Source organism: Wolbachia endosymbiont of Litomosoides sigmodontis, from assembly GCF_013365435.1.
Taxonomy (GTDB): domain Bacteria; phylum Pseudomonadota; class Alphaproteobacteria; order Rickettsiales; family Anaplasmataceae; genus Wolbachia.
On record NZ_CP046577.1, the window covers coordinates 694,802 to 714,982 of the forward strand.

A 20,181-nucleotide genomic window follows, 5' to 3' on the forward strand; every position below is an offset into this window, starting at 1 on the left:
CATGAAAGATGAATAACTCTTGTCCAATATATTTACCAATACCCTCATTAAGTTTTTTTAAACTCCTCTTATTTATCTTTATCTTGTTCATTATGAATTGATCTTAATAGTGATATCAGGATTTTCTTATACCCATACTTCAATTTATTCAAATTAACTCTAACCTAATTTTTCTACGACGTTAAAGGAGCAAAGAGTTTTTTTCTCTTTTAAATTTTAGTGTTTTATTCATGCAGTTAGTACTATTGCAACATATGCGTTATCTCGCACTTTCTTCAGCACTCTTTTTGCTAATTTTACTACTTTTTTTATCTAATAATTTTGATTTTAACATCATTTAACCACCGCTATTTATTTACCCATCGGTATAGCTTCTTCCCCATTATTATCTATCCGTTCTTCGTATAGTGGAAGCTGATATTACTAATTATTGTTATGCTTTAACAAAATGTACATGACTCACCAACATCAATGGTCAGGTACTTTATCGTCCTCAATTCATAAGAGTGGTCAATTTTCTCTTCAATTTTTCGGGAGTAGAGTCATTATTATCTTTTCTTTAAAAATCATTCAGATTATATTACAGAACATGAACCTTAGGCAAAAAATCAAGTTTTTTTCTCTATCCTTTTTAATTTTATTTTCTTTATGGACCATATTGTCTGGTTATTTTGAGCTGTTTTTTATTTTTTGTGGAATATTTTCCTCTATGTTTACGCTATTTATCCTTAAACGGTTAATGGATGCTGAAAGCGTTCTCAGTCAGATCTTAAATGATACAAATAGACTGCAGTTTTGCAAATTGTTAAGCTATATACTATGGTTAACATACCAAGTTATTCTATCAAGTGTTTACGTAACAAAAAAGGTAGTGCAAGCTAAACTTAAACTTGAGCCGATAATCATCCTAAAGAAATACAAAGGACACAACGACATGAGCATTGCATTGTTCGCCAATTCAGTCACAATTACTCCTGGCACTTTAACTATTGATGTTACAAAAAAACAACAGATATATCTGTTTACCATATGCTTGATAGATAAAAGCCTTAAGAGCGGCGTTTCTAAAATAGAGAACAAAGTTTTTAAAATATTGCGTTCACAATTAGGTAATTGCTTTAAATAAGTTAACAGCATCCTTATATTCCCTTACTAGACTTTCAAGCATTTCTTTTGGAAGACTATTGCCAACAATAGAGCACAAATAACTGTACAGGTCTTCTAATCTTGATATATTATTTTTCTTCCTACTGTTGAACTTATATGGGAAAATATCTTCCACGATTTCAATAGTAGCAGCCCTATTTAAAAATACATTTTCACTTGTCATACTTACTCTTATTAAAATAGTGTTGATTTTAGGTTCGTCGCTCGTATAAAAATCTGATAGTTTAGCCATTTTGATGACATATAAAGTCATTATTTTTGATAAACAGTTATCAGCATATTCACAATTTTTTACTACTTCCCACTGAGTAACTTGAGACTTACTTATTTTCGCATTGTTCGGTAGTTTGCTCATTCAAATTTCTCCACTTAATCTAGTTAATAGATTATACTAATACTTTATTAAATAAATAATAACACAATTACAAAAATATATACTTATAATAACATATTATACAAAAATAGCAAAATATTTAAGTATTAAAGCAAACTTAAACTAGATGCATAGAGAAGTTCGTCATTAAATTTTTTGATAACCTAGAAAAAGGTAAACATTTATTACCTTAAATATTGATGTTTTTTCCGATCTTTTTTAATGCTCATCACAATTCTCACTGTATAAGAAACGAAGATAGATAATAATAAAAAAGAAGCACACTTAGGCAAGTAAAATAGCGAGGATTAAATGGCATTAAAATCAGAATTATCGGATAAAAAAGTTATATAATAAATAAAAAAGTGCTGAAGTAAGTACGAAACAACGCATATGTGATAAAAAACTAAATACTATAATTGCAGCAAAAGAACAAGTATAATAGCCGTAGCAAAGATGTTGCATTTTAAAAACAGCACTAACTGCATAGATAAAGCGCTAAAACTTATAAGAGAAAAAAGATTGTTTACTCCTCTCAACATCATAGCAAAATCAAATTGAATCTAAGTAAATTTGAATAAGTTGAAGTATAATACAAGAAAATCTGAATCTTACATTAAAGAAATGAGAATAAGAATTAAGGGGAAAATTTGGCTGAATGTCAACAAGACTACAGTACATTTTAAGTATGCAAAAAAGGCTAGTTTATAATGAACAAGATAAAGGTAGACAGGAAGAGTTAAAAAAATCTAATGAGGTTATTGGTGAATAGCCTAAATTTAAGAGTCATTTTTCTTTAATAAATTGCAATTTTGGCACACATTAGTAAAGTTGAATGCGTGCGGTTTAAAAATGGTGTTAAAAACATCAATTAAAGTAAAATTAGGTAGATAAAATTTTTATCCTTATAGTTCAGTTAATTCTAAAATATAGAGAGCGCGTCCTAGCTTATTTGCACCGAATGTGTGAACACTGATTGTATGAATATATTTCTTGAATACATGTCATAATATTTAAGAACACAAGAAGCCTTTCTTATCATAAATTGTGCTACTTGACATAAATCAAAGAATTCAAATGTACTTAAGAATATCGAGGTTATATACCTACCACTATACTAGCCTGAGCTCAATCTTATTAAGAGACTTTGATTGTATATAAAACAGAATATTTTATATAATAAAAATAATAATAGAATTGCTTTGTTTGAAAGCGCTTTGGACAATTTATTATCTTTTTTTTTACTCCACAATCACACAACTCTGCAGTGTCACTTATTTGACCTACTAAAAATAAGAATTGGTATTGGCTACAGTATTTTAATGTCTCTCTATAGACATATTATTACCAGTATAATTTTTAATGTGACTTCTATCACTGTAGAATTCATTCAAAAATTTACTTAGTATAGAATTATCATGAAATTTATGTTATTTCTTTTTGTCACAAAGAAAGAAAATACAACAACACTATGTAGGATAAAGTAATTGTTATAAACCAAAAAAATGAATAACATGTATATTTTTTTATCACTTTGTGATTAAATAGTAACAATTATAATCATCATAGTAAATAACATGTTCATTCAAATTGAAGAAACACCAAACCCCAACACGCTAAAATTCCTTCCTGGGTTTACAATCTTAGACGAAAGGGAGACTGCTGATTTTTCAAATCAAGATGAAGTAAAAAATTCCAAATTAGCAGCAGATCTTTTTCAAATAGAACATGTGGTAAGAGTATTTTTTAGCCATGATTTTATTTCAGTAACAAAATCTGATGAAATTAGTTGGGATATATTAAAAGTGGAAATTTTAACTACGGTCACGAATCACTTTACCTCTGGCGGGAAGGCATTAGATAGAAAGGGAGGGAGTGACAATAACATACCTGATGAGGAATTTTTTGATGAAAATGATATAGAAATTGTAAATAGAATAAAAGAGTTGATGGAAAATTACATCAAACCTGCAGTCACTCAAGATGGCGGCGATATCAAATTTCGCGGCTATAAAGATGGAATAGTTTATGTTGAATTGCAAGGAGCTTGTTCTGGATGCCCAAGTGCTGCAATTACCCTAAAGCAAGGAGTGCAAAATATGCTGTGTTATCACATACCAGAAGTTTCAGGTATAGAGACTATGTTATGACTAATCAAACAGCCAGAGGAATGAAGGATCTTTTATTTGATGAATGGTATAAGTTTAAATACATTCAACAGATAGCAAACAAAATCTCAAGTTTTTATGGCTTTTTACCTGCACAAACCCCAATATTTGAATATACAGAAGTCTTTACGAAAACTTTAGGTGATAGTTCTGACATTATCAATAAAGAGATGTATACTTTTAACGATAAAGGAGGGAAGAGCATAACTCTACGTCCAGAGTTAACTGCAGCGATTGTTAGGCTATTTATTGAAAAGAAACTGCAAACACCAATAAAATTATTTTCAACAGGACCTGCGTTTCGCTATGAAAGACCACAAAAGGGACGACAAAGGCAATTTCACCAAATAAATTTTGAGTTTTTGGGTGTAAAAGATCCAAAAGCTGATATTGAAGTGATATCACTCGCTCAGCATTTGTTAACTGAATTTAATATCGACAAGAATGTAAGACTAGAAATTAACTCTTTGGGTAGCAGTGAAACAATGGTTAAGTATAGAGAAGTTTTAACATCGTACTTTAAAAAGTTTCAAAATGACCTATCAGAGATTAGCCAAAATAGATTAATTAAAAACCCACTCAGAATATTAGATTCCAAGGATGAAAAAGATAAATTGATAATCTTTGATGCACCCAAAATCAGTGATTATTATACAAAAGAATCCTTAGATTTTTTTGAGCAAATATTAAACGGATTAACAGCTCTCGATATACCTTATACCGTAAACAATAAATTAGTTCGAGGACTAGATTATTATTGCCACACAGTGTTTGAATTTATTACAGAGAGTTTGGGCGCACAAGGAGCGGTCTTTGCAGGTGGGAGATATGACAATTTGGTATCTTCAGTAGGTGGAAAATATACTCCAGCAATAGGATTTGCAGGTGGCATTGAGCGCATAATGGAATTAATTAACTATTCCGTGAAAGAAAGGAGACCTATTTGCTTAGTCCCTATTGGCAAAGAGGCTGGAGAGTATGCTTTGATACTTGCAAATAAATTGCGCAGGAATGGTTTATATGTAATTTGTGAGTATAATGGAGTGCTTAAAAAGCGAATGAAAAAAGCAAGTCAAGTAAATGCTAAGGCTGTGTTAATTTTTGGCAATGAAGAATTAGGCAGTAAAACTTTAAAGATTAAAAATATGGATACTGGTGAAGAAAAAGTAATTGCTCGCGCTAGTATAATGAAAAACATCCACCAAACTTTGCTTATGTAAGTATAATAAACATTAAGCTTCATGTTCAAATATAGGAACTGTATATATAAAAAGGCAAGAGGTCATTCATTTGTGAGTAATATAGCTATAGCCAAATCACTTTTTTTATGTATAATCTTTAAAAAACTTTCTACATAAAAGTGAAGATTGAAAGAGTTTTAATATCAGTATACGATAAGACAAATATAATCAATCTTGCACTATTTTTAGTGCAGCAACAAATAGAGATTCTTTCAACAGGAAATACATATAAAGTGCTGTGCAATGCAGGGATAAAGACAAGGGAAATCTCCGATTATACACAATTTCCAGAGATATTAGGTGGTAGAGTAAAGACTCTACATCCTAAAATCCATGGAGGAATACTCTGTAATCGAGAAAAGCACAAAAAGGAAATGCAGGATCTAGAAATTGAATCTATAGATCTGCTTATAATTAATTTATATCCATTCTGGGAAACAGTTAATAATGAGTCAAGTGAAGAACAAATCGTAGAGCAAATAGATATTGGCGGAGTGGCTTTAATTAGAGCTGCAGCAAAAAACTTTCATTTTACTTCAGTCATTTCCAGTGTTCAGGACTATGAAGCATTGAAAGCTGAAATGATAAAAAATAACAATAAAATAACATTAGAATATAGAAAATACTTGGCAACTAAGGCATTTGCTCTTACTACACACTACGATTCTAATATTTATAGTTGGTTTTTATCTAAGAGTAGAAGTAGCAAATTACCAGAGTTTTTTGTTCTATATGGAAATAAGGCACAAGAATTAAGGTACGGTGAAAATCCTCATCAGAAAGCCGCATTTTATAGTAATCAATTTACTAAATATCCACTGGAAAAAATACATGGAAAAGAGTTAAGTTATAATAACATAGTAGATATAGAATCTGCGCTCAACATAATTTCTGAGTTTGAAGAACCTGCAGCAGTGATAATTAAACACAATAATCCATGTGGTGCTGCCGTTGGTAATAATGTTTTAGAAGCATATAAAAAAGCTCTATCATGTGATGAGATAAGCAGTTTTGGCAGCATAGTTGCTTTAAATCGTGAGGTAGATTTAAAGCTAGCAGAAAAATTAAGCAGTATATTCTTGGAGGTAGTGATAGTACCATCAGTCAGTGATGAGGCACTAAAAATTTTGCAAAGAAAGAAAAATCTAAGAGTGATGATTCATAGATCTCTTCAGCAAAATACGAAATATCAAATTAAAAATATTATTGGTGGGTTTTTAATACAAGAAAATAATAGCTACGCAATAAAAATAGAAGAGATGAGTCAAGTAACAGAATACTCTGCAACGAAAAAAGAAAAAGAAGATCTCATCTTTGCTTGGAAAATATGTAAACATGTAAAATCTAATGCAATAGTTATAGCAAAAGACGGTTGTGCTATTGGTATCGGTGCAGGACAAACAAGCAGAATAGATAGTGTGAATATTGCCGTGAAAAAGGCGGATAAAAAGTGTAATGGTGCTGTGCTTGCTTCAGATGCATTTTTTCCATTCACAGATAGTATAGTAGAAAGTGTAAAACATGGAATCACAGCCATAATTCAGCCTGGTGGCTCACTGAAAGATCAAGATGTGATAAAAATTGCAAATGAAAGTAAAATTGCTATGTTTTTCACTGGTACTCGTAGCTTCTCTCATTAAATTTTGTGTTCTATAGAATGCAAAAAAACTACTTGATAAACTTAGCCAACCTTCTGAATTGTGGCAGCTATAGCGTTTCTGACTCGTACTAATTCTGATTGTTAGTAGGTCAAATAAGTAATATTACAGAATTACCTAATCGCAGAGTAAGAAAGAGAGATAATAAATCTGCACGAAGCGCTTTCAAGCAAAGCAATTGTATTATAGATTTTATTGTGCAAAATTTTTTCTGGATTACTACTCTCATTTCTTTAAATGTAACATTAGGGTTTTTTTATATCTACACTTCAACTTATTCAATAAATACGACCTTCTTTTCCACTATTATCTCTCTCCGGTTTCTTATACAGTGGGAATTGGTGTTAGAGCATAGGTTAAAGTAAAATTAGGTGGATAAAATTTTTATCCCATAGGTTCAGTAATTCTAAAAATTGAGCTCACTCTTATTAAGAGACTTTGATTATTATATAAAACAGAACATTTTACGTAATAAAGTCTATAATATAATTGCTTTGCTTGAAAGCGCTTTATGATAATTTATCATCTTTCTTTCTCACTTCACAATTACATAACTCTGCAGTGTTATTTTTTGACCACTAAAAATAAAAATTGGTATTAATAATCATAAATATGCTCGTGTTGATAATAGACAATATCATTATTAATGAACCTATTAGAGCACTTTTTTTATATTATCTTCACTGAACGTTAAATTAACTATATATTTAAAGCCATAAGGATATATAGTTAAAAATTTACCTATATTGTAGTAACCATTCACTTTAAGTATTTCTTCCGACTTCAACAAAAAATAAATTGTCAGGATCCAATAAAGAATTCGCTAATTCATTTACTTTCTCTAGCTTAACATAATTAATGATATCCACATAACTATTTATGTAGTTAATATCACGATCATTTATTTGCGTATCATCTAATAGCATTGCTGTATTTGTATTACTAGATAAAAAAAAGGTAAGGTTGTTTACTAAACTAATTTTAGCATCTTTGAATAATTGTTCATCAATTCCTTTCTTTTTTATTCTATTCAATGTATCTTTTACTGCTAATATAGCCTTGCCAGCAGTAGAACTATCAGTACTCATATTTCCAACTATAGCATTACCATGTTTATTGGGAATAACACGCGCAAAAATACTGTAAGTAATACCCAAATTTTGTCTCAGCTCTCTCATTAATATTGAGTTCAGTCCCATACCACCAAGAGCATTAATTAAGACGATAGCGTTGTAATAATCAGGATCTTCATAAGATATACCTTTTTGAGCAAAAAATATTACACTCTGCGGTATATCCATAAAAATGTTTTTACTTTCTGCAGGACCAAAATCGTTTCTTATAGGCATTTTTTCAACTTTTGATCTCTTTAATGGTAGTTTGTATAAGTATTTATCCAGTAGTGTACTAACTTCTTCCTTTGTTGTGCAACCAACAACACTGATAACTATATTATCTTTAGCGAAATTACGCTTTACGTATGCTAAAACATCATCTCTAGTAAAGCTCATTACAGTGTCAAGAGTTCCATATTCACTTTTTGAGTAAGGATGTTTTTTAAACAATAATACACTCATTTTTTTTTCAGCAACAAAATAAGGATTTTTTTCAAGATTATTAAAATTAACTTTGGCTTTCTCGAAAGTTCTATTCAATCCTTCTTGGTCAATCTTAGGGCGCATTATAGCATCGCTTAGCAACGAAACTGCATCCTCTAAATTTTCAGATAAAGTATTTAACGAAACCCTAAATGCTTCCAAATCAGCAATGAAATTTAAATTAATTCCTTTATTTTCAAGACTTTTTGCAAAATCCCTGGCATCATTTTTGCCCGCTCCTTCTTGAATTGCAAGAGAAGTGAACCAAGTGAGTCCCTGTTTATCTACGTTCTCATACGCGTAACCTGCATCTTTAAATGATATATTCAGTGAAACCTTTGGTAAATCGCGGTTTTCAACGAATAAAAACTTAAACCCCTTCCTAGTAGTGACCTTTTCTATATTTAAGTTACCACTTGCTTGTAAATTAAAGCCTAGACAGAAAAAAAACAGAAACACAAATTTACTTATCTTCATCATTACCCCCTTATTGGTAGCAAACGACCAACCAACTTATTAGCAGAAAAGATGGTGCGAATTTTACTATTCACATCTTCTAAATTAACATCATCAATTTTACTATATGAAATATCTATTTCATCAAGTGGAATACCAAGCGCTAGATGTGAACCATAGAAAAATGCTATATCAGTTAAGCTCGATAGATTATCAAGCTGTGCTGCCTTGTACCTATACTTTGTGCTTTGCAATTCCTCATTCGTTATTCCTTCAGAAATAAAGTAATTAATAGCACTATCTAGCTCTCTTTCAACGACATCTAAACTTACTCCGCTTTTTGGAGTTATTTTAATATCAATATAACCATCACTAAAAGTTAAACTATCATAATAAGCAGAGACCGACACTGCTATGTCTTTATCTAGAACCAAATCTTTATATAGTTTACTAGATTTGCCACTCCCTAAAATATTAACTGCCAAATCAACAGTAGAGGTTTCACTTATATGCTTAAATAAAGGAACACGATAACGAAAATATAACACTGGTTCTTTTACTTTAGTGCTTTCTAAAGTTACTGATAAATCTGCATTATGTACTGGATCCTGATTTGGGTAATATCTAATTACTGGCTTAGCTTTAATTTCTCCATATTTTTCTTTCGCTAATCTCACTACTTCATCAAATTCAACATCACCAACAACCAGTAGTATTGCATTATTTGGGTGATAATAATTATCATGAAACCTTGTTATATCATCCTGATTGTAAGTTTTAATATCATTTTCCCAGCCAATAACAGGTCTACCATAGCCAGTACGGTAAAATGCACTATTCATTTCTTCCCATAATAAATTGCTAGGATGATTGTCAAATCTCATCTTTCTTTCTTCCAGCACAATGTTTTTTTCCCTATCTATTTTGTCTTGAGTAACATTAAAGTTGCCCATTCTGTCTGCTTCGACTTCCATTGCCAGTGGTAAATCTTTTTTGAGGACCAATTCGTAGTAAATAGTATATTCTTTAGTCGTACCAGCGTTAAATTGAGCCCCGATACTGCTCATAGTAGATTCTATGTCTTTAAACTTTCCTATAGTTTTAAACATTAAATGTTCAAAATAGTGAGCCAGTCCTGTTTTGCCGATTAAATCATCCATTCCTCCAACTTTATATATTACTGCATGTAGAACAGCAGGAATTCGATGATTAGGTACAACATAAACATCTAATCCATTGCTAAGTTTAACATGCTTTGCGTTATATTCTACACTTTCAGCTTTCAGGACAATTAGACAAACGGGAAAAAATATAAGCAATATAAAAAAACTAAAAAACTTATTAAGCATTATTCTTATCTAATATAGTTGAACTCAAAACAATGATTTTATTCCTCAACTTTACTTGGAAATAAGCCTATCATATATGTACCATTTATATAATAATGTAAACATTCCACAAGCTATATATAAATCTGCTAAATTGAAAGCTGGCCAGCACCAATTGCCAATATGAAAATATATGAAGTCATATACAGCTCCCCAGTAAATCCTGTCAACCACATTTCCTATTGCTCCACCAATCATCAAAGAAAAACCAAGACAAGTTAATTTATCATTAGACTTATAAACCAAGTATGCAAGTACACTAACTATTAGTGTTGAGAACGCTGAAAAAAAAAGACCGTTATATGGTAAGGTGCTGAACATTCCAAAACTAATGCCTGAGTTCCATACTTCAACTAATTTTATAAATCTGGAAACCTCAATTGATTTTCCCTCATCAATCAATGAATTTATATAAAGCTTGCTTGCCTGATCTGTTAATACTATAATAAGTATAACAATCAAGCATAGTTTTTTCATAAATCCGTCCCTAACCGATAAGCTTCAAATATATCATGATTTATCTGTTTTGTTAATTCGTCAACACTAAGAAACCTCTTTTCCGATCTTATGAACTTTAAAAGTTGTATATTAACCTTACAATCATATGCGTCTTCATTAAAATTGAATATGTGCATTTCTGCTATGGGCTTTTTTAAATCCTTAAACGTAGGCCTCATACCAATGTTGACTACTCCGTACAGCCAATTTGGAACCTTATTAGGGAATGAATCTTTTGCAAAATCTTCTGTTATTCCATTCCTTTGACACTGGGATCTACAAATTCCAGCATTACGTACTGAAATAACATCTAAAGAGGTAAATGCCACCTTAGCATAATATGTACCAAACTTAGGTTTTATCATCCGATCCTCTATTGGAATGTTTATAGTTGGGAATCCGATTTTTCTACCTCTAAGCGCACCTTTCATTACAGTACCAGAAACTTGATAAGGCCTGCCAAGTAACTTATTAGCAATTTCTATTTCGCCCTTTTGCATGTGCTCCCTAATTGAAGAAGAAGAGCAAATTTCTCTACCAATTGTTAATAATTCTAATTCAGTCAAGGAGTATCCATACGTTTCAGAATGTTTCCTTAAGGTTAGTGTATTGCCCAATCGTTTATGACCAAAAGTACAACTTTCTCCGACAATTATGTGTTTAGTGTTATACTTATCTACCAAAATCTTGCTGATAAAGTCATCACAGCTGATTTGAGAAAAATCTTTATTAAAATTGATAATGTATAAGTAATCTATACCATAGCTGCTGATTAATTCCTTTTTTTGTTTCTGATTTATCAATTCAAAGTTATTCTTATTAAATAAAACAGTCGATGGATGAGGTTCAAAAGTTAAGATCGCGGAGGGTAATCCTCTTTCTTGTGCTATCTTTTTTAAAGTAGAAATTGCTAACTTATGTCCTAAGTGAATGCCATCGAAGTTTCCAAAGGTTAATGCTACGTTATTTTCTGTTCCTCGCTCGCAATCATAAATAATTTTCATAACAATTTGATATTTTATATGTTTCTTGTATATTACTATAATAACTGTATTTTAGAAACTTTAGGAGGTAAATTGTGAATGCTAACGGAAAGGTTGTCATATATATAAAGCAGTATTGTCCATTCTGTAAGAAAGCAAAGGAATTATTGGATGAAAAAGGTATAAAATATGAAGAAATTAGCGTGCTTGAAAAGCCAGATTTGTTTAATGACATAAAGTCAAAATATAATGTTAGAACAGTTCCGCAAATTTTTATTGTTGATGAAAACGGCGATTATGTACACCATATTGCTGGATATGATAAATTGATGAACCTTGAAAAGGAAGGAAAGTTAGATGATATGTTAAGTATCAATTATGATAAAATTGATGTAACAACTTATACAAGTAGCAGCAATGAATATGAAGAATGTGTAACATCTCATGATGATTTTATGTGATTTTTCTCGCTTTTATTGTCTTGTAACATTCAAATGAAAAACTATCATATTTGCTTTAAATAAATTTTAATGAATTAAAAATACAATTCATTTAGTGGGTTTTTTTAGTGGGAAAATGATAAAAAATATTTCAATTGTTAGCAAGAACTTAATTACTATTGAACTAGTTGACAAACAAGATTTAGGTGATTTCATTAAAATTTTCACAGTACTCGATAAACATGTAGCAGCTAAAACTCTTTTTACAGAAGAGGTGAGGATAGAGTATAAACAACAAGATAGCATAGAGGTTGTTGATCTACTAAAAAGTTCAGGCTTCACGTACCATGATGTTGAAAATGTATTGTACCACTTGAGTAAACACGGAATGAAGGTGCCAAGTAGCGTTATAGCTCGTACTCTTTCTTCTGCATGCAATCATGTACTTGAGTCTAAGGACATAGCGTTTTCCTTTTTTAGCAATTCTCCACAATTCAACATTAGGGTGAATAAAAATACCTTCATCATGATTCCTATGAGCGAAGAAAATTTAAAACTCAATTCACGAAATAGTAAAACGTTAACAAAGCTGTTAAAGAATGAAAAAAGTACGTATGATTGCGTGGTAAAAGAGAATAGTATCAACATAGTAGTAAACTCTGAGATACATCAAACAATAAATTTGATCGTAAAATCACTGATACACTCTTGCCTTTTAGCAAAAGAGGAAGAAGTAAAACTCAAAGAACAACTGAGACAACTTGCTTTTAAAGATCAAGCTTTTATTGAGTATTCCAGTATCAAAACCATCAATAGATATCCACAAAATCATCCTTTGAGAAAGTATGAAAATATTACTAAGAATATAGAAGACATTTTATGTAACTTTATAGCCAATGAGAATAGCGAGTTTGCTGTAAAGCAATTAAATAGACTTAATTTAGAAGTTTCTCCAGATACTCCAAGAATCATTACTAAAACTATAGATAAACTTGTTAAGTTTCACTGAAATAATATAAATTGATGTTTGTACATAACCTATTATTTCAATTTATAACTTAAGTCTGCACCAGTAGAATTTATATGGAAGATCCAAAAAAATTAAATATTTAAAATATTGAAGACAATTATCATCTTCTTAGAAAGAAAGCCACATGCTGCACTTAGCTCTTATGCAAAATATTGCTAGCCTCTTGCAAAAGGGACGTTATAAACAACATTGGGCAAAAAAGTCGCGAAATCAAAAGCAAAAGAAACGCTGAAGAGAGCGCAAAATAACGCATATATGTAAAAGGAACTAAATGCTGTAATAATTGTAGCAAAAAAGTACAATATGACACTGTAGCAAAAACATGTTGCTTTTAAAGAGGAGCATTGACATTACATGAATAAAGCGCCTAAAATTTAGAAGAGAAGAAGAATTACTTGGCTTCCTCAACTCTTCGTAGAAAAACTAGATTGAATCAGAATCAATTTAAACAGGTTTAAAGTATGGATATAAGGATATACTAATATTATAATTAAAGAAATGAAAATAAGAATCCAAAAGAAATTTAGTTTGACTTTCAGAAGTCTACAGTACACCATAATATGTAAAAAATGGAGTTTTTATATATTACATCAAGATCAATTTATAATGAACAAGATAAAGGTAAACAGGAAGAGTTAAAAAAAACTTAATGAACTGTAGTTTAGCATATAAAAGTTAAACACGAGCGATTTAAAAGTGATGTTAGAATACAGATTAGAGTAAAATTAGGTAGACAAAATCTTTATCTCTACAGTCTGGGTAATCCTAGAGATGGTAGAGAGCTCTAGCTGTTTACACCACAGAAATGTCATCACTGATTATATGAATATTTCTTGCACAAATGTAGCAATATTTAAGAATACAAGAACCCTTTCTTGCTACAAAAATTATAAAATATAGTCATTTATTTAAATAAAAACTAGTTAAAGATTTTACTTAGTAAATCCTACCTGCTACTTGGCAGCCAGAGCCAAGAAATATTGATTTCCTTCTCGTTTAGGTGCTAATTCTATTTTAGCAATATCTTGAGTATCTCTAATTAGCCGTTCTAATTTTTCTAGCCCAATTTCAGTATTTATCAGCTCTCTGCCTTTAAATTTCATTGTAACCTTGATTTTATGCCCATGTGTAAGAAAATCTCTCGCGTGACGCAACTTTGTTTCATAGTCATGATCACCAATATTAGGACCTAGTTTAATTTCTTTTACAGTCAATGTTTTCTGTTTCTTTTTTGCTTCACTTGCCTTCTTTTTTGCATCGTACTTTTGCTTACTATAATTCAGTATTTTACATACCGGAGGAATCGAATCAGGTGCAACTTCTACCAAGTCTAAACCTACATCCTGTGCAAATGTCAAAGCCCTTTCTATTGATACAATTCCAACCATCTCGCCATTATGATCAACTAAACGCACCTCCTTGGCTGCAATAAACTCATTAACTCTGTTTTTTTTAACTTGCAAGTTTTAACTCCCTTAACCTAAATTAATACTCTTTAGTAGCAGTTTAGCAGCTTTTTCATAAGAAGAAGATTCCTGTTTATCTGACCCTAAATTTCTCACTGACACAGTTTTGCTTGCAACTTCATTTTTACCTACAATCCATAATATAGGAACCTTATTTGAACTATGCAAGCGTATCTTATAACTAATTTTCTCATTGGTCAAATCGGTCTTAACCCTAACACCTTGTTCTTTTAAAACGTTACTAATTTCTATGGCATAACTGTTAGCTTCATTTGTGACAGTTAAAATGACAAGTTGTGTTGGAGCAAGCCACAGCGGAAATTTTCCTGCATAATGCTCTATTAAAATTCCAATAAAACGTTCAAAAGTTCCAAGGATTGCCCTGTGCAACATAACAGGATGATGCTTTTGTCCATCTGCCCCTATATAAAAGGCCCCCAGACGTTCTGGTAAAATGAAATCAACTTGTAGCGTCCCACATTGCCAACTTCTGCCTATCGCATCTTTCAAAATAAATTCTAACTTTGGACCATAAAATGCGCCTTCACCATGATTAAGTTCATAACTGAGTCCAGTTCTTTTAACAGCCTCAAGCAGCGCTTTTTCAGCTCTATCCCACACTTCATTATTTCCTGCTCTAACACTCGGACGATCTGAAAATTTTAAGGAAATTTTATTGAACCCAAGCTCTGAATATACTTCTTTTAAAAGATCACAAAATCTTACAGTCTCGGAATTAACTTGTTCTTCCGTACAAAAAATGTGTGCATCATCTTGTGTAAAGCCGCACACACGCATCAGTCCATGTAATGAACCTGAGCTTTCATTCCTATGGCACATGCCTAGTTCTGCCATACGTATTGGCAAATCGCGATAGCTTCTTGTATAAGAGTTAAAAATTTGCACATGACAAGGACAATTCATGGGTTTTATTGCCAGTTTTTTACTCTCAGGCTCGCCAACAATAAACATGTTTTCACGAAACTTATTCCAATGCCCAGATTTTTCCCACAACTCCTTGCTGACTAAGACAGGAGTTTTTACTTCAGTATAGCCATTGTTTACTAATTTTTTCCTTATGTAATATTCTAGAATGCTATATAAAATATAGCCCTGTTCATGCCAAAAAACTTGCCCAATAGCTTCTTCTTGAATATGAAATAAGTCCATATCCTTAGCAATTTTGCGATGGTCACGTTTTTCTATCTCTTTTAGACGCTTAAGATAAGTGTTTAGTTCAACTTTGTTTCGCCATACAGTACCATATATTCGCTGCAACATTGGACCCTTTGCATCGCCACGCCAATATGCTCCTGCGACTTTCATGAGCTTAAACGCTTTAACTTTACCAGTTGAAGGAGAGTGTGGACCGCGACATAAGTCAACAAAATCACCTTGCTTATAAACAGTTAGACTTTCACTCTCTGATATAGAAGAGATAATATCGACCTTATATTTTTCACCTATACTACTAAAAAAATCAATTGCTTGCTTACGGGTCCAAACTTCCCGAATAAATCTATGGTTACTCTTTATAATTTCTTTCATTTTCTTCTCTATTGCAGCAAAATCTTCTGTAGTAAAAGTGTGATCTGCAGCAAAATCGTAGTAGAACCCGTCCTGAATCGTTGGACCAATAGTAACCTGAGTACTAGGAAAGAGCTCTTTTACTGCCTGAGCCATTATGTGAGCAGCATCGTGCCTTATTATATTCAAACCCTCTTCATCATTAAGTTGTATAACATCTATCTCTGCATCAGATTCAATTTCACGTGAGAGGTCATACAGCTCACCATTCACCCTTAAGGCAATTGCTTCTTTTGAAAGGTCTGGTTGTAGTATATCAAAACCAGTAACTACACTGCTATATTCTTCTACTTTTTGTTTTGCTAAAAAAGTAATTCTAATCATAAGTAAAACTTTTACACAACAAGTGGAGATCAATATTTTCCAGCATGTGAACACATTTTTTTTCGCATCTAAGTATCAAGCACTGAAATGATATAAGAGGATACCGGAATAATAGAGGTCTAATATTGTAAACTTCTAACATTAGTGATATGATATATCCTTTTTCAATCTAAGAGCTATTGCTTCTTCCCAAATTTCACCATTACGCAATAGCTTTTCTTTATTGTACATTAGCTCCTCTCTTGTTTCTGTCGCAAACTCAAAATTAGGACCTTCAACAATTGCGTCAACAGGACACGCTTCTTGACAAAGTCCACAATATATACATTTTGTCATATCAATATCATAACGAGTAGTACGACGGCTACCATCTTCTCTTTCTTCTGCTTCAATAACTATTGCTTGAGCAGGGCAGATAACTTCACATAATTTACAAGCTATGCACAATTCTTCACCATTTGAGTATCTACGCAATGCATGCTCACCACGAAACCTTGGGCTTAAGTGACCCTTTTCCATAGGATATTTAAGCGTAACTTTCGGTTTAAACGCATACCTAAGTGTAATAATAAATCCTTTGATTAACTCCACGAAGGAGTAATACCAAGCTAGTTTCTTAAGCATAAAGTGTTTAAAATTTATGATGGTAATTATAAATTATGTTACCAGCTTTTAAAAGGCTTTTTTTTATGCTCGATTTTCAATTTTGGCAGCTATTAATTATATTTGAATCAATTACCTTCATCCCTACAACATTATACCCTGAATCAACATGTAAAATTTCTCCGGTGGTACCACTACTTAGGTCACTTAATAAATATAGCGCTGCTTTTCCAACATCCTCAAGAGTAGTGTTGCGTCTAAGAGGAGAATTATTTCTATTCCATTCTGATATGAAGTGAAAATCACTTATTCCAGAAGACGCTAAAGTTCTGATTGGACCAGCAGAAATAGCATTTACCCTGATATTTTGTGGACCTAAGTCACATGCTAGATACTTTACACTTGCTTCAAGTGCTGCTTTACACAAGCCCATGACGTTGTAATTTGGCATGACTTTTTCAGCACCGTAATAAGATAAAGTAAGTAAACTACCACCATTTGACATCATTTTTTCAGCCCTCTGTGCTAAGGCAGTAAAAGAATAGCATGATATATTCATCGCATTTTGAAAATTGTTCAGTGAAGTATTAACATACTTGCCACTTAATTCATTTTTGTCAGAAAATGCAATTGCATGTACCAAAAAATCAAAGGTACCCCATTTTCCTTCTATTAACTTGAAAACATCATTTATAGTTCTTTCATTTGCAACATCACAATTCAGCACTAACTCCACATTTAATTCAGCTGCTATTGATAATAACCTCTCTCTTACTATTTCATTCTGGTAAGTGATTGCAAATTCTGCGCCATGTTCTGAGAGAGTTCTTGCTATACCATAGGCTATAGACCTCTTATTTGTTATTCCAGTTATTAATCCCTTTTTACCTTGTAGTAAACTTATTGCCATAGAATTATCTATTTTTTCTAATTTGGAATATTAATTAGGTAAAGTCAACTGTGTTTAAAGTAATGTTTGGAGTCAAATTTAGTATACATCGACCTTGCATTAGATATGAATTTTGGTAAATAGAATAGCAAAAATCTTGTGTAATCTCTTTTTCTCTTCATGGTTATTGAAAGTAACAAACTCCTTTATTTAAGGCCGAAGTTTTGCTATCCTCACATTTTAATAACTTGAAATTAATGAGTATAAACAAAAACGAATTTTTATTTCTTTTACTTGGAGGAGTAGGTAAGATTGGGATGAATGTTAGCCTATATCACTACCAAGGCAAGTGGATTATGATTGATCTTGGTATTGGTTTTGCCGATGAAACTATGCCAGGTATTGAATTATTAATCGCTGATGTAAGTTTCATTACTCAAAGGAAGAAAGATCTACTCGGAATGATAATTACACATGCACATGAAGACCACTGCGGTGCAGTGCCTTACTTGTGGGAAAAGTTACAATGCCCCATATATACAACAAAGTTCACAGTTAACTTTCTCAAGGAGAAATTAAAGAAATTTAAGCTAGAAAGTATGATATCTGTGAAAGAAGTGGACATAAATGGCAGTATAAATTTAAATCCTTTTACCATTGAATTTATAAATGTAACTCACTCAATTCCTGAAGCACATTCAATATTAGTTAGTACTGATGTAGGTAGCGCACTTCATACTGGTGATTGGAAATTCGATCCAAAACCTATTGTTGGTTTAACTTCCAACATAAGTCGTTTAAAAGAAATTGGTGATAAAGGTAACTTACTTGCAGTAATTTGTGATTCAACAAATGTGTTAAGCAAATATAATCCTGAATCAGAAGGTGAAATTTATAATAATATTTATAATATAATAAGGAGGTCTAAAAAGCTAGTTGCCGTGTCATTATTTGCTTCAAACGTAGCACGGATTAAAACGATAGGCCAAGCTGCAAAGGTACTAGGCAGAAAAGTGGTTTTACTTGGTAAGTCCTTATGGAGAATAGTAAGAGTTGCACAAAATAGTGGATATTTAACCAATTCTGTTGAATTTTATGAAGCAAAAGATGTGGCAGATTTGCCAAGGGAGAAATTATTATTAATCTGCACTGGTTGCCAAGGCGAACCAATGGCGTCAATTTCAAAACTTGCTAATAAGAGTCATCACGCATTTAAAATGCAACAAGGTGATACAGTGATTTTTTCGTCAAAGATTATTCCCGGCAATGAAATTCGTGCACATGGTATATTTAATGCTTTCATTAAGATGGGAGTGGAGGTTGTCACTGAAAAAACAGAACATGTTCATGCCTCTGGGCACCCAGTCAAAACAGAGCTAAGAGAAATGTATTCTTTGATAAAGCCTAAAATATCCATTCCAGTTCATGGCGAATATATTCACACGCATGCACATGTAAAATTTGCTAAAGAGTGTGGTGTGAAAAAAGCAATAATGATTGCACCAGGTGATATTGTTAACTTGGAGAGTGGAGAGAAAGTTGATTCAATTAATGTTGACTATTTTGGTATTGATGGTATGTTGCTACGTCACCCTGAGAGTAACGTTATAAAAATGCGTAGAAAGATGAGAGATGCTGGAGCTATTGTAGTAACAGTAATTGTAAACAAGAAAAATAAATTGTTGGCTAAACCAAAAGTATTTGCACCTGGTGTTTTGGAAGTAGTAGAAGATGTAGCCATCATACAAAGGATCATAAAAGCGGTTGAGTCAGCATTTAATTTACAGTCAACAAAAAAAGTAAAAAGTAAGATTGAAAGCTCAATATTTAATATCTTAAAAGAATATTTACTAAAAAGACCTATAATTGAGGTTCAAATAGAACAGGTGTGAAATAGACTTCTTTTATTAACCATTATTTGAGCAAGAAGTTAACAATGTACTCTTTGATGTCACCCCAACATGTGACGCTGAATCTAGAAATAAAGAATCTATATCAAGCACACAGCTGTACAAACATTGTGATTTAAGTTTACCAAGAGCATATCATGCTAATAATGTCCCTTTCTTTGCATGAATATTGCAATTTGCGGGTAATTTGTGTGTTAAATAGTGTCATTCCAGTATTCTCTTCCTGTCATTCTAGTGCATAAGCACCTTAGAATCCAGAAAAAAGAATGATGTTATCTCAGTGTCCCGACACATAACTGTACGAACATTGCGATTTGTAGGTAATTTGCATATTAGATTATGTCATTCCAGTGCCTCTTTCTTATCATTTCAGTGCGTGATACTAAGATTTAGAAAGATTAA

Annotated in this window: 15 protein-coding genes and 2 pseudogenes; 7 read left to right on the plus strand and 10 right to left on the minus strand. The window is 31.9% G+C overall.

Annotated features, from left to right (window positions below; translation table 11 throughout):
• Positions 1 to 231: 231 nt before the first annotated feature.
• Positions 232 to 337, minus strand: a pseudogene (locus GOY07_RS04690) (IS630-like element ISWpi10 family transposase); the annotation flags it as partial.
• A gap of 252 nt (positions 338 to 589) precedes the next feature.
• On the opposite strand from GOY07_RS04690, the gene GOY07_RS02865 reads away from it, so the two are divergent.
• On the plus strand, positions 590 to 1,126 hold the full coding sequence (locus tag GOY07_RS02865) for a Na+/H+ antiporter subunit E (protein WP_175838067.1): 537 nt from the start codon (positions 590 to 592) through the stop codon (positions 1,124 to 1,126).
• On the opposite strand, the gene GOY07_RS02870 is transcribed toward GOY07_RS02865, so the two are convergent.
• Positions 1,106 to 1,522: a hypothetical protein gene (locus tag GOY07_RS02870; RefSeq protein WP_175838069.1), complete on the minus strand. Its 417-nt coding sequence runs from the start codon at positions 1,520 to 1,522 to the stop codon at positions 1,106 to 1,108. The genes GOY07_RS02865 and GOY07_RS02870 overlap by 21 nt on opposite strands.
• A 1,595-nt stretch (positions 1,523 to 3,117) precedes the next feature.
• On the opposite strand from GOY07_RS02870, the gene GOY07_RS02875 reads away from it, so the two are divergent.
• From GOY07_RS02875 to purH, 3 genes are all read left to right on the plus strand, one after another.
• On the plus strand, positions 3,118 to 3,690 hold the full coding sequence (locus tag GOY07_RS02875; RefSeq protein WP_175838071.1) for a NifU family protein: 573 nt from the start codon (positions 3,118 to 3,120) through the stop codon (positions 3,688 to 3,690).
• Positions 3,687 to 4,928, plus strand: a complete 1,242-nt coding sequence (gene hisS / locus GOY07_RS02880; protein WP_175838072.1) for a histidine--tRNA ligase — start codon at positions 3,687 to 3,689, stop codon at positions 4,926 to 4,928. The genes GOY07_RS02875 and hisS overlap by 4 nt, the downstream gene beginning before the upstream one ends.
• A 140-nt stretch (positions 4,929 to 5,068) precedes the next feature.
• Positions 5,069 to 6,589, plus strand: coding sequence for a bifunctional phosphoribosylaminoimidazolecarboxamide formyltransferase/IMP cyclohydrolase (gene purH, locus GOY07_RS02885; RefSeq protein WP_175838074.1), 1,521 nt, complete (start codon positions 5,069 to 5,071; stop codon positions 6,587 to 6,589).
• Between the two features lie 782 nt (positions 6,590 to 7,371).
• On the opposite strand, the gene GOY07_RS02890 is transcribed toward purH, so the two are convergent.
• The 4 genes and pseudogenes from GOY07_RS02890 to ribF all read right to left on the minus strand — a co-directional run bounded on the left by GOY07_RS02890 (position 7,372) and on the right by ribF (position 11,551).
• Positions 7,372 to 8,682, minus strand: coding sequence for a M16 family metallopeptidase (locus tag GOY07_RS02890; protein ID WP_175838532.1), 1,311 nt, complete (start codon positions 8,680 to 8,682; stop codon positions 7,372 to 7,374).
• Positions 8,669 to 10,010, minus strand: a pseudogene (locus tag GOY07_RS02895) (M16 family metallopeptidase). Before GOY07_RS02895 ends, GOY07_RS02890 begins: the two are co-directional and overlap by 14 nt.
• 51 nt (positions 10,011 to 10,061) lie before the next feature.
• Positions 10,062 to 10,526, minus strand: a complete 465-nt coding sequence (gene lspA / locus GOY07_RS02900; protein WP_175838076.1) for a signal peptidase II — start codon at positions 10,524 to 10,526, stop codon at positions 10,062 to 10,064.
• Complete coding sequence (gene ribF, locus GOY07_RS02905) at positions 10,523 to 11,551, minus strand: riboflavin biosynthesis protein RibF (protein WP_175838078.1); 1,029 nt, start codon at positions 11,549 to 11,551, stop codon at positions 10,523 to 10,525. Before ribF ends, lspA begins: the two co-directional genes overlap by 4 nt.
• Positions 11,552 to 11,622: 71 nt before the next feature.
• Between ribF and GOY07_RS02910 the strand changes: the two genes are divergently transcribed.
• Positions 11,623 to 11,991 (plus strand): glutaredoxin domain-containing protein, encoded by a 369-nt coding sequence (locus tag GOY07_RS02910; RefSeq protein WP_175838534.1) that lies wholly within the window; start codon positions 11,623 to 11,625, stop codon positions 11,989 to 11,991.
• Between the two features lie 115 nt (positions 11,992 to 12,106).
• A complete protein-coding gene (locus GOY07_RS02915; RefSeq protein WP_175838080.1) occupies positions 12,107 to 12,979 on the plus strand; it encodes a hypothetical protein in 873 nt (290 codons plus the stop codon).
• Between the two features lie 974 nt (positions 12,980 to 13,953).
• Here the strand turns inward: GOY07_RS02915 and infC are convergent.
• The 4 genes from infC to GOY07_RS02935 all read right to left on the minus strand — a co-directional run bounded on the left by infC (position 13,954) and on the right by GOY07_RS02935 (position 17,890).
• A complete protein-coding gene (infC, locus tag GOY07_RS02920; RefSeq protein ID WP_175838081.1) occupies positions 13,954 to 14,463 on the minus strand; it encodes a translation initiation factor IF-3 in 510 nt (169 codons plus the stop codon).
• Positions 14,464 to 14,475: 12 nt separating this feature from the next.
• Positions 14,476 to 16,377, minus strand: coding sequence for a threonine--tRNA ligase (gene thrS, locus GOY07_RS02925; protein WP_175838083.1), 1,902 nt, complete (start codon positions 16,375 to 16,377; stop codon positions 14,476 to 14,478).
• Between the two features lie 141 nt (positions 16,378 to 16,518).
• Positions 16,519 to 17,001 (minus strand): NADH-quinone oxidoreductase subunit NuoI, encoded by a 483-nt coding sequence (gene nuoI, locus GOY07_RS02930; RefSeq protein ID WP_175838085.1) that lies wholly within the window; start codon positions 16,999 to 17,001, stop codon positions 16,519 to 16,521.
• Between the two features lie 76 nt (positions 17,002 to 17,077).
• On the minus strand, positions 17,078 to 17,890 hold the full coding sequence (locus tag GOY07_RS02935) for an enoyl-ACP reductase FabI (RefSeq protein WP_175838087.1): 813 nt from the start codon (positions 17,888 to 17,890) through the stop codon (positions 17,078 to 17,080).
• Positions 17,891 to 18,126: 236 nt separating this feature from the next.
• Between GOY07_RS02935 and GOY07_RS02940 the strand changes: the two genes are divergently transcribed.
• Positions 18,127 to 19,761 carry a ribonuclease J gene (locus GOY07_RS02940; protein ID WP_175838089.1) on the plus strand — a complete coding sequence of 545 codons (1,635 nt, stop codon included), beginning with the start codon at positions 18,127 to 18,129 and terminating at the stop codon, positions 19,759 to 19,761.
• Positions 19,762 to 20,181: the final 420 nt, after the last annotated feature.

What these genes read in the sequence shown, in the direction of transcription:
- GOY07_RS02865 (WP_175838067.1), top strand. Translation starts at nt 590, where the DNA reads ATGAACCTTAGGCAAAAAATCAAGTTTTTTTCTCTATCCTTTTTAATT.
- GOY07_RS02870 (WP_175838069.1), bottom strand. Translation starts at nt 1,522, where the DNA reads ATGAGCAAACTACCGAACAATGCGAAAATAAGTAAGTCTCAAGTTACT.
- GOY07_RS02875 (WP_175838071.1), top strand. Translation starts at nt 3,118, where the DNA reads ATGTTCATTCAAATTGAAGAAACACCAAACCCCAACACGCTAAAATTC.
- hisS (WP_175838072.1), top strand. Translation starts at nt 3,687, where the DNA reads ATGACTAATCAAACAGCCAGAGGAATGAAGGATCTTTTATTTGATGAA.
- GOY07_RS02890 (WP_175838532.1), bottom strand. Translation starts at nt 8,682, where the DNA reads ATGAAGATAAGTAAATTTGTGTTTCTGTTTTTTTTCTGTCTAGGCTTT.
- lspA (WP_175838076.1), bottom strand. Translation starts at nt 10,526, where the DNA reads ATGAAAAAACTATGCTTGATTGTTATACTTATTATAGTATTAACAGAT.
- ribF (WP_175838078.1), bottom strand. Translation starts at nt 11,551, where the DNA reads ATGAAAATTATTTATGATTGCGAGCGAGGAACAGAAAATAACGTAGCA.
- GOY07_RS02915 (WP_175838080.1), top strand. Translation starts at nt 12,107, where the DNA reads ATGATAAAAAATATTTCAATTGTTAGCAAGAACTTAATTACTATTGAA.
- thrS (WP_175838083.1), bottom strand. Translation starts at nt 16,377, where the DNA reads ATGATTAGAATTACTTTTTTAGCAAAACAAAAAGTAGAAGAATATAGC.
- nuoI (WP_175838085.1), bottom strand. Translation starts at nt 17,001, where the DNA reads ATGCTTAAGAAACTAGCTTGGTATTACTCCTTCGTGGAGTTAATCAAA.
- GOY07_RS02935 (WP_175838087.1), bottom strand. Translation starts at nt 17,890, where the DNA reads ATGGCAATAAGTTTACTACAAGGTAAAAAGGGATTAATAACTGGAATA.
- GOY07_RS02940 (WP_175838089.1), top strand. Translation starts at nt 18,127, where the DNA reads ATGAGTATAAACAAAAACGAATTTTTATTTCTTTTACTTGGAGGAGTA.